Genomic DNA, 8,385 nt, shown 5'->3' with positions numbered 1-8,385 from the left:
AGAAGAGTTCGATCGAGAAGAACAACCGGCGCAAGCGGATGACCAAGAACGCCGCGCCCAAGCGCGCGAAGCTGAAGGCCATCATCGCCGACAAGAAGAAGCCGATGGAAGAGCGCTTCGCGGCGACGCTGAAGCTTGCCGAGATGCCGCGCAACTCGTCGGCGACCCGGATTCGCAATCGCTGCGAAATGACGGGGCGTCCGCGCTCGGTCTATCGCAAGAACAAGCTCAGCCGCATCGCGCTGCGTGAACTCGGCTCCAAGGGCTTGGTTCCCGGGCTCGTGAAGTCGAGCTGGTAAGGAGGGTCGTCACAATGTCAACGCACGATCCGATCAGCGATCTCATCACCCGTATCCGCAACGCGCAGATGCGTGCCAAGCCGAAGGTTTCGACTCCGGGTTCGAAGATGCGCGCCAACGTGCTCGAGGTGCTGAAGGCGGAAGGCTATATCCGCGGTTACGCCAGCGTCGAGCATGCCTCGGGCCGCAGCGAGCTCGAGATCGAGCTGAAATATTTCGACGGCGAGCCGGTGATTCGCGAGATCGAGCGGGTTTCCAAGCCGGGACGGCGGGTTTACGCCTCGGTGAAGAACCTGCCGCGCGTCAACAACGGGCTCGGCATTTCGGTGTTATCGACGCCGAAGGGAATCATGGCCGACCACGACGCGCGCGACGCGAATGTGGGCGGCGAAATTCTCTTCACGGTGTTCTGATGCGCATTTGGGAATGCGCATCAGGTTTTGGTTTGACGCGTTTTCTACGGCGAACCGGTATCCACTTCGCCGGAAAACGCTAAGGAAGAAGGATAGTCATGTCACGTATCGGCAAGAAGCCTGTGACGGTTCCCTCGGGCGTTACCGCGACCGTCGAGGGACAGACCGTCAAGATGAAGGGTCCAAAGGGCCAGCTTCAGTTCGTCGTCCATGACGACGTCGAGGTGAAGTTCGAAAACGGCGTGGTCAGGGTCGCACCCAGGGTCGAGACCAACCGGGCGCAGGCGCTCTACGGCACCGCGCGCGCGCAGATCGCCAACCTCGTTGCCGGCGTCACCAAGGGTTTCGAGAAGAAGCTCGAGATCACCGGCGTCGGTTATCGAGCCACACTGCAGGGCAAGAACCTGCAGCTCGCGCTCGGCTACAGCCACGACGTGGTGTTTGCGATCCCGGAAGGCATCGCGATCACGGTGCCGAAGCCTACCGAGATCGTCATCGTCGGCAATGACAGCCAGCGCGTCGGCCAGGTCGCCGCCGAAATCCGCAGCTACCGTCCGCCGGAGCCCTACAAGGGCAAGGGCGTGAAATATTCAGATGAATTTATCTTCCGCAAGGAAGGCAAGAAGAAGTAACGGAGCCGGCCATGTCGAGATTGAAGATTACCAATGACCGGCGCAAGCAACGCGTGAGGCTGTCGCTGCGTCGTTCGGCCGGCGGCCGTCCGCGGCTTTCGGTGTTCCGTTCGTCGAAGCACATCTATGCCCAGGTCATCGACGACCTCAAGGGCGAGACGCTGGCGTCCGCCTCTTCGCTGGAGAAGGCGCTGCGCGAGGCCGGCAATACCGGCGCCAATATCGATGCGGCCAAGGCGGTTGGCAAGCTCCTCGCCGAACGCGCGGTGAAGAACGGCGTCACCGAGGTGGTGTTCGATCGCGGCGGCTATCTCTATCACGGCCGCGTCAAGGCGCTCGCGGATGCCGCGCGCGAGAGCGGATTGAGTTTCTAGGCGGGATTGAATGGACACGAGGGCGGCGCCCTCTCGAGGCAAGTCTTTTAAGGATCGGAAAACACCATGGCAGGTGAACGGGAACGCGGCGGCGGCCACAGGGGCGGCCGCGAAGAGCGCGACAGCGAGTTCGTCGACAAGCTCGTCCACATCAATCGTGTGGCGAAGGTCGTCAAGGGCGGCAAGCGCTTCGGCTTTGCGGCGCTGGTTGTGATCGGCGACCAGAAGGGGCGCGTCGGTTTCGGCCACGGCAAGGCGCGCGAAGTGCCCGAGGCGATCCGCAAGGCGACCGAAGCGGCCAAGCGCAACCTGACAAGGGTGGCGCTGCGCGAAGGCCGCACGCTGCATCACGACATCGCGGGACGTCACGGGGCGGGGCGGGTCTACCTGCGCGCGGCGCCGGCGGGTACCGGCATCATCGCCGGCGGCCCGATGCGCGCGGTGTTCGAGACGCTCGGGATCCAGGATGTGGTGGCGAAGTCGATCGGCTCGTCGAATCCCTACAACATGGTTCGCGCCACCTTCGACGCGCTGAAGCATCAGGATTCGCCGCGTTCGGTGGCGGCGCGCCGCAACATCAAGGTGTCGACGCTGCAGGCACGCCGGGTCGGCGGCGACGCCGAAGTGGTTGCCGAATAAACAAACCGCGCATTTTCGCGCGTTACGGAGTTCAAGACGATGGCCAAGGCCGCAAAGACGATCACGGTCGAGCAGACCGGCAGCGCGATCCGCCGCCACCACTCGCAGCGTGCGACGCTGATTGGGCTGAAGCTCAACAAGATCGGCCGCACCACCGAGCTGCAGGATACCCCTGCGATTCGCGGCATGATCGCAAAAGTTCAACATCTCGTCCGCATCGTCGGCGAGAGTTAAGAGAAACAAGGTCGGAGCATGATCCCGAAAAGTGGGAACCGGTTTTCGGTCCAGATCATGCTCCGGAGATAAAGGAAGCGAACGATGAGGCTCAGCGATATCGCCGACAATGCCGGCTCGCGCAAGAAACGCATGCGCGTCGGCCGTGGCATCGGCTCAGGCAAGGGCAAGCAGGCCGGCCGCGGCGGCAAGGGCCAGACCGCGCGCTCCGGCGTGCGCATCAAGGGTTTTGAAGGCGGTCAGATGCCGCTGCACCGGCGGCTGCCGAAGCGCGGTTTCAACAACATCTTCCGGGTCGAGTTCGCCGAGATCAATCTCGACCGCCTGCAGGAGGCGGTCGATGCCAAGCTGCTCGACGCATCAGCCACCATCAACGCCGAATCGCTGGTGAAGGCCCGCGTGGTCCGCCGCGCCAGGGCCGGCGTGCGGCTGCTCGGCCGCGGTGAACTCAAGGCCAAGCTGACGATCGAGGTCCACGGCGCTTCGAAATCCGCCATTGCCGCGGTCGAGAAGGCGGGCGGCACGATCAAGATCCTGGCCCCGGCCGAAAAGGACGAGGGCGAGGCGGCGTAACATCTGCGTCATTGCCCGCCATTGGGCGGGCGCCGGCGCGACGGGACGATGGACTTATGAGAGCCGAGCACCAAATAATGTCCGGCGTCCGCTGAATGTCCCGGGCCCGGGACAGGACAGCGCGAGGGCGGCGGGAGAAAGCCAAACATGGTCTCAGCAGCGGAACAACTGGCGGCAAACCTTAATTTCGGCGCGCTGGCCAAGGCCGATGAACTGAAGAAGCGAATCTGGTTCACGCTGGGTGCGCTGCTGGTCTACCGGCTTGGCACCTACATCCCGCTGCCCGGCATCGACCCCGCCATCTGGGAGCAGGTGTTCAACTCGCAGGCCGGCGGCATTCTCGGCATGTTCAACATGTTCGCCGGCGGCGGCATCCACCGCATGGCGATCTTCGCGCTGAACATCATGCCGTATATCTCGGCCTCGATCATCATCCAGCTCTTGACCACGGTGTCGCCGCAGCTGGAGGCGCTGAAGAAGGAGGGCGAGGCGGGCCGCAAGACGCTGAACCAGTACACCCGCTACCTCACGGTTATCCTGGCCGCGTTCCAGTCCTACGGCATCGCGGTGGGACTGCAGGGCGCCGGCAATGTCGTCAGCGACCCCGGCGTGTTCTTCCTAGTGTCGACCACGGTTACGCTCACCGGCGGCACCATGTTCCTGATGTGGCTCGGCGAGCAGATCACCTCGCGCGGCATCGGCAACGGCATCTCGCTGATCATCCTCTCCGGCATCGTCGCGCAGCTGCCGACCGCGCTCGCCAACATGCTGGAACTCGGACGTCAGGGCGCGATGTCCACCGGCATCATCCTGATGGTGATCGTGATGGCGGTAGCCGTGATCGCCTTCATCGTGTTCATGGAGCGCGCGCAGCGCAGGCTCCTGATCCAGTATCCGAAGCGCCAGGTCGGCAACAAGATGTTCGAGGGCAATTCCTCGCATCTGCCGCTGAAACTCAATACCTCGGGCGTGATCCCGCCGATCTTCGCCTCCTCGCTGTTGTTGCTGCCGACCACGGTCGCGAACTTCAATGCCGGCAAGGGGCCGGAATGGTTCCAGTGGATCACCACCCAGCTCGGCCACGGCCGGCCGCTATTTTTGATCCTCTATCTGGTGCTGATCGTATTCTTCGCCTTCTTCTATACCGCGATCGTGTTCAACCCGACCGAGACCGCCGACAACCTCAAGAAGCACGGCGGCTTCATTCCGGGCATCCGGCCGGGCGAGCGCACCGCCGAATATATCGATTACGTGCTGTCGCGGATCACGGTGCTGGGCGCGGTCTATCTCGCGATCGTCTGCCTGATTCCGGAAATCCTGATTTCCTACGCCTCGGTGCCGTTCTACTTCGGCGGCACCTCGCTCCTGATCGTGGTCAGCGTGACCATGGATACGGTGGCGCAGATCCAGGGTTACCTGCTCGCCCACCAATATGAGGGGCTGATCAGGAAGTCGAAATTGCGGGGAAGGCGTCGATGACGCCGGTCGAGGCGTTTTCGAGCGAGGCGGGGTAGCGACAGGCGCGAAGCCAGCGCATCGAACGGGGATCATGCGCCCTGAATTGATAATCGGGGCCGGGGGAAACACCAATGAGACTGATTCTTCTGGGACCGCCGGGGTCGGGCAAGGGAACCCAGGCCCAGCGGCTGGTGCAGCGCTATGGCATCGTCCAGCTCTCGACCGGCGAGATGCTGCGCGCCGCGGTCGCAGCCCAAACGCCGGTCGGAATCAAGGCCAAGGACATCATGGCCGCAGGCGGGCTGGTGCCCGACGAGATCGTGATCGGGATCATTTCGGACCGAATCGATCAGCCCGATGCGAAGAACGGCTTCATTCTCGACGGTTTTCCGCGCACGGTGCCGCAGGCGCAGGCGCTGGATGAGCTTCTGAAGAAGAAGCACCTGAAGCTGGATGCCGTGGTCGAACTCCGCGTCAACGAAAGCGCGCTGCTGCAGCGGGTCGAGACCCGGGCCGCGGAAACGCGGGCGCGGGGCGAGGAAGTCCGCGTCGACGATACGCCGGAAGTCCTGACCAAGCGGCTGGCGAGCTACCGCTCGCTGACCGAGCCTCTGATTCACTACTATTCAGAGCGGCGCAAGCTGTTGACCGTCGATGGTATGATGACCATCGAACACGTCACCCGCGAGATTAACCGTATCCTGGCCGCGATTGGGGCGGTGGAAGCCCGGGCCGCCGCGAAAGCAGGTGCCGCCAAGGCCGCCAAAAAAGCCGCCAATAAGCCGGTTAAAACTGCCCGTAAGGGTCTCAAGGCCTCCCGAAAGAGCGCCAAGAGCGCCAAGGCGGCCGGGAAGGCCGCAAAGCCGGTTCCTGGGGGCGCCAAGAGGCCGCTCCGCAAGGCGCCGGCGCGCGCCGCCGCGAAGACCGGAAAAGCTGCGAAAAAGGTCACGAAAAAGCGAGCTAAAGCATAGCGACGGTTGACGAAACCGGTTTGAATCCTTTAATAAGGCCCGTATCCAGTTGGGATAGTTTTCAAACGATGCCGGGCCCCGAGAGAAGGGGAAGGGCGTCGTGTTCGCGTTTGCGGACACCTGCCCGAATAGTCAGAACATGGCCGGTCGAACCGATCGGCGACAGGAGAGAAGTCCTTGGCCCGTATCGCCGGCGTGAATATTCCGACCAACAAGCGCGTGCTGATCGCGCTCCAGTACATCCATGGCATCGGCCAGAAGAACGCGGCCGAGATCCTGGACAAGGTCAAGATTCCCGTTGATCGCCGGGTCTCGCAGTTGAGCGATCAGGAAGTGCTGCAGATTCGTGAAGTGATCGACCGCGACTATATGGTCGAGGGCGACCTGCGTCGCGAGGTCGGCATGAACATCAAGCGTCTGATGGATCTCGGCTGCTATCGCGGCCTGCGCCATCGCCGCGGGTTGCCGGTGCGCGGCCAGCGCACCCATACCAACGCGCGCACCCGCAAGGGGCCGGCCAAGTCGATCGCCGGCAAGAAGAAGTAATTGGCGAGTAGGGAATGGCGAATGGCGAGTAGGGATCGATCCTTACTATTCGCTATTCGCCACTCACCATTCGCCCTTTAGGTGTAGCCGCTGGCATTACGGCGGCGTTTGAGATCGTCAGGAAAGGTTTTGGAATGGGCAAGGAAGCCACCCGCGTACGCCGCCGCGAGCGCAAGAATATCGCCTCGGGCGTGGCGCACGTGAATTCGTCGTTCAACAATACCACCATCACCATTACCGATGCACAGGGCAACACCATTGCCTGGTCGTCGGCGGGAACGATGGGTTTCAAGGGCTCGCGCAAATCGACGCCCTATGCGGCACAGGTCGCCGCCGAAGACGTTTCCAAGAAGGCGCAGGAACACGGCATGCGCACGCTGGAAGTCGAAGTCGCCGGTCCGGGATCGGGGCGCGAATCGGCGCTGCGCGCGCTGCAGGCCGCGGGCTTCACCGTCACCTCGATCCGCGACGTGACCACGATCCCGCATAACGGTTGCCGTCCGCGCAAGCGCCGGCGGGTTTGAGGCATTGCCGCAAGCGGCACTTCCGACTTGCGAAAACGCTTTGGGAATTTTGAAAAGCGCGGGCTGATCCGCGATCTCCAACGCCAGTAGTTCAGATTGGCAGAATTGACTGGCCCATGGGTGAAACAGTGACGATCCAGAAAAATTGGCAAGAACTTATTCGACCGAACAAGCTGCAGGTGACCCCCGGCACCGACGCGAACCGTTTCGCGACGCTGGTTGCCGAACCGCTCGAGCGCGGCTTCGGCCAGACGCTCGGCAACGCGCTGCGCCGCATCCTGCTGTCCTCGCTGCAGGGCGCTGCGGTGCAGTCGGTGCATATCGACGGCGTGCTGCATGAATTCTCCTCGATCGCGGGCGTTCGCGAGGACGTCACCGACATCGTGCTGAACATCAAGGATATCTCGATCAAGATGCAGGGCGAGGGCCCCAAGCGCATGGTTGTGAAGAAGCAGGGCCCCGGCGCCGTCACCGCCGGCGACATCCAGACCGTCGGCGATGTCGTGGTGCTCAATCCGGACCTGCAGATCTGCACGCTGGATGAGGGCGCGGAAATCCGCATGGAGTTCACGGTCGCTTCCGGCAAGGGCTACGTCGCTGCCGAGCGCAACCGCCCCGAGGACGCGCCGATCGGCCTGATCCCGGTCGACAGCCTGTTCTCGCCGGTGCGCAAGGTCTCCTACAAGGTCGAGAACACCCGCGAGGGCCAGATCCTCGACTACGACAAGCTGACCATGACGATCGAGACCAATGGTGCAATCTCGCCCGATGACGCGGTGGCATATGCCGCGCGCATCCTGCAGGACCAGCTCAACGTGTTCGTCAACTTCGAAGAGCCGCGCAAGGAAGTCGCGCAGGAGATCATCCCCGATCTCGCCTTCAACCCGGCCTTCCTCAAGAAGGTCGACGAGCTGGAGCTGTCGGTGCGTTCGGCGAACTGCCTGAAGAACGACAACATCGTCTATATCGGCGACCTCGTGCAGAAGTCGGAAGCGGAAATGCTGCGCACCCCGAACTTCGGCCGCAAGTCGCTGAACGAGATCAAGGAAGTGCTGGCGCAGATGGGCCTGCATCTCGGCATGGAAGTGCCGGGCTGGCCGCCGGAGAACATCGACGAGCTCGCCAAGCGTTTCGAAGACCATTATTGAGCGAATAGGGAGTGGCGAATAGCGAATGGAAAGAGAAACTATTCGCCATTCGCTATTCGCCACTCAGGGCGAACGCAGGCGGCCCACCTGAGCAACATGTACGGCGAGCCGTCGCGACAGAACAAGTATTGAGGATGACAACATGCGTCACGGCAAGGTTCACCGGAAACTCAACCGCACCGCCGAGCACAGGCGGGCGATGTTTGCCAACATGTGCGCGGCGCTGATCAAGCACGAGCAGATCGTCACTACGCTGCCGAAGGCCAAGGAACTGCGGCCGATCGTCGAGAAGCTGGTCACGCTCGGCAAGAAGGGCGGGCTTTCCATGCGCCGCCAGGCGATCTCCGAGATGCGCGACCAGGATCAGGTCAGGAAACTGTTCGACGTGATCGCGACCCGCTACAAGGACCGTCAGGGCGGCTATACCCGCATCATCAAGGCCGGCTTCCGCTACGGCGACAACGCACCGATGGCGGTGATCGAATTCGTCGACCGCGACGTCGACGCCAAGGGGCTGGATTCCGGCCCCGAACAGGAAAAGGCCGCGGCAGCGGCGTGACCATCGATCGCGAAT

Annotated in this window: 13 protein-coding genes; all 13 read left to right on the top strand. The window is 62.7% G+C overall.

What is annotated here, in order from left to right; genetic code table 11:
• Positions 1-299 (top strand): 30S ribosomal protein S14 (gene rpsN, locus VK804_RS28820; protein WP_325376564.1); only part of this gene is annotated, 299 nt, incomplete at its 5' end.
• Between the two features lie 14 nt (positions 300-313).
• Positions 314-712 carry a 30S ribosomal protein S8 gene (gene rpsH, locus VK804_RS28815; RefSeq protein WP_325376562.1) on the top strand — a complete coding sequence of 133 codons (399 nt, stop codon included), beginning with the start codon at positions 314-316 and terminating at the stop codon, positions 710-712.
• A gap of 98 nt (positions 713-810) precedes the next feature.
• The gene (rplF, locus tag VK804_RS28810; RefSeq protein WP_325376559.1) at positions 811-1,344 is read left to right on the top strand and encodes a 50S ribosomal protein L6; all 534 of its coding nucleotides are present in this window, start codon (positions 811-813) and stop codon (positions 1,342-1,344) included.
• Positions 1,345-1,355: 11 nt separating this feature from the next.
• Positions 1,356-1,718: a 50S ribosomal protein L18 gene (gene rplR / locus VK804_RS28805; RefSeq protein WP_325376557.1), complete on the top strand. Its 363-nt coding sequence runs from the start codon at positions 1,356-1,358 to the stop codon at positions 1,716-1,718.
• 66 nt (positions 1,719-1,784) lie between these two features.
• Positions 1,785-2,357 carry a 30S ribosomal protein S5 gene (gene rpsE, locus VK804_RS28800; RefSeq protein WP_325376554.1) on the top strand — a complete coding sequence of 191 codons (573 nt, stop codon included), beginning with the start codon at positions 1,785-1,787 and terminating at the stop codon, positions 2,355-2,357.
• A 39-nt stretch (positions 2,358-2,396) separates the two neighbouring features.
• Entirely contained in the window at positions 2,397-2,591 is a 195-nt protein-coding gene (gene rpmD / locus VK804_RS28795; RefSeq protein WP_325376552.1) for a 50S ribosomal protein L30, read from the top strand.
• An 84-nt stretch (positions 2,592-2,675) separates the two neighbouring features.
• On the top strand, positions 2,676-3,164 hold the full coding sequence (rplO, locus tag VK804_RS28790; RefSeq protein WP_325376550.1) for a 50S ribosomal protein L15: 489 nt from the start codon (positions 2,676-2,678) through the stop codon (positions 3,162-3,164).
• Positions 3,165-3,311: 147 nt separating this feature from the next.
• Positions 3,312-4,643 (top strand): preprotein translocase subunit SecY, encoded by a 1,332-nt coding sequence (gene secY, locus VK804_RS28785; RefSeq protein ID WP_325376548.1) that lies wholly within the window; start codon positions 3,312-3,314, stop codon positions 4,641-4,643.
• 110 nt (positions 4,644-4,753) lie between these two features.
• Positions 4,754-5,593: an adenylate kinase gene (locus tag VK804_RS28780; protein ID WP_325376546.1), complete on the top strand. Its 840-nt coding sequence runs from the start codon at positions 4,754-4,756 to the stop codon at positions 5,591-5,593.
• A 177-nt stretch (positions 5,594-5,770) separates the two neighbouring features.
• Positions 5,771-6,139 (top strand): 30S ribosomal protein S13, encoded by a 369-nt coding sequence (gene rpsM / locus VK804_RS28775; RefSeq protein WP_325376544.1) that lies wholly within the window; start codon positions 5,771-5,773, stop codon positions 6,137-6,139.
• Positions 6,140-6,273: 134 nt separating this feature from the next.
• Complete coding sequence (gene rpsK, locus VK804_RS28770) at positions 6,274-6,663, top strand: 30S ribosomal protein S11 (protein WP_007603045.1); 390 nt, start codon at positions 6,274-6,276, stop codon at positions 6,661-6,663.
• Positions 6,664-6,779: 116 nt separating this feature from the next.
• On the top strand, positions 6,780-7,811 hold the full coding sequence (locus VK804_RS28765; RefSeq protein WP_325376541.1) for a DNA-directed RNA polymerase subunit alpha: 1,032 nt from the start codon (positions 6,780-6,782) through the stop codon (positions 7,809-7,811).
• Positions 7,812-7,953: 142 nt separating this feature from the next.
• Positions 7,954-8,370, top strand: a complete 417-nt coding sequence (gene rplQ, locus VK804_RS28760; protein ID WP_325376539.1) for a 50S ribosomal protein L17 — start codon at positions 7,954-7,956, stop codon at positions 8,368-8,370.
• Positions 8,371-8,385 lie beyond the last annotated feature (15 nt).

It is taken from the genome of Bradyrhizobium sp. (assembly GCF_035484855.1).
Lineage (GTDB): Bacteria > Pseudomonadota > Alphaproteobacteria > Rhizobiales > Xanthobacteraceae > Bradyrhizobium.
The sequence above is the reverse complement of the archived record's forward strand: the minus strand, read 5'-3'. Positions and strand labels throughout refer to the sequence as shown.

Excerpts from the sequence above, each read along its gene's own strand:
- VK804_RS28765 (WP_325376541.1), top strand. The coding sequence starts at position 6,780 with ATGGGTGAAACAGTGACGATCCAGAAAAATTGGCAAGAACTTATTCGA.
- VK804_RS28780 (WP_325376546.1), top strand. The coding sequence starts at position 4,754 with ATGAGACTGATTCTTCTGGGACCGCCGGGGTCGGGCAAGGGAACCCAG.
- rplR (WP_325376557.1), top strand. The coding sequence starts at position 1,356 with ATGTCGAGATTGAAGATTACCAATGACCGGCGCAAGCAACGCGTGAGG.
- rpsK (WP_007603045.1), top strand. The coding sequence starts at position 6,274 with ATGGGCAAGGAAGCCACCCGCGTACGCCGCCGCGAGCGCAAGAATATC.
- rpsH (WP_325376562.1), top strand. The coding sequence starts at position 314 with ATGTCAACGCACGATCCGATCAGCGATCTCATCACCCGTATCCGCAAC.
- rpmD (WP_325376552.1), top strand. The coding sequence starts at position 2,397 with ATGGCCAAGGCCGCAAAGACGATCACGGTCGAGCAGACCGGCAGCGCG.
- rplO (WP_325376550.1), top strand. The coding sequence starts at position 2,676 with ATGAGGCTCAGCGATATCGCCGACAATGCCGGCTCGCGCAAGAAACGC.
- rplF (WP_325376559.1), top strand. The coding sequence starts at position 811 with ATGTCACGTATCGGCAAGAAGCCTGTGACGGTTCCCTCGGGCGTTACC.
- rpsE (WP_325376554.1), top strand. The coding sequence starts at position 1,785 with ATGGCAGGTGAACGGGAACGCGGCGGCGGCCACAGGGGCGGCCGCGAA.
- secY (WP_325376548.1), top strand. The coding sequence starts at position 3,312 with ATGGTCTCAGCAGCGGAACAACTGGCGGCAAACCTTAATTTCGGCGCG.
- rplQ (WP_325376539.1), top strand. The coding sequence starts at position 7,954 with ATGCGTCACGGCAAGGTTCACCGGAAACTCAACCGCACCGCCGAGCAC.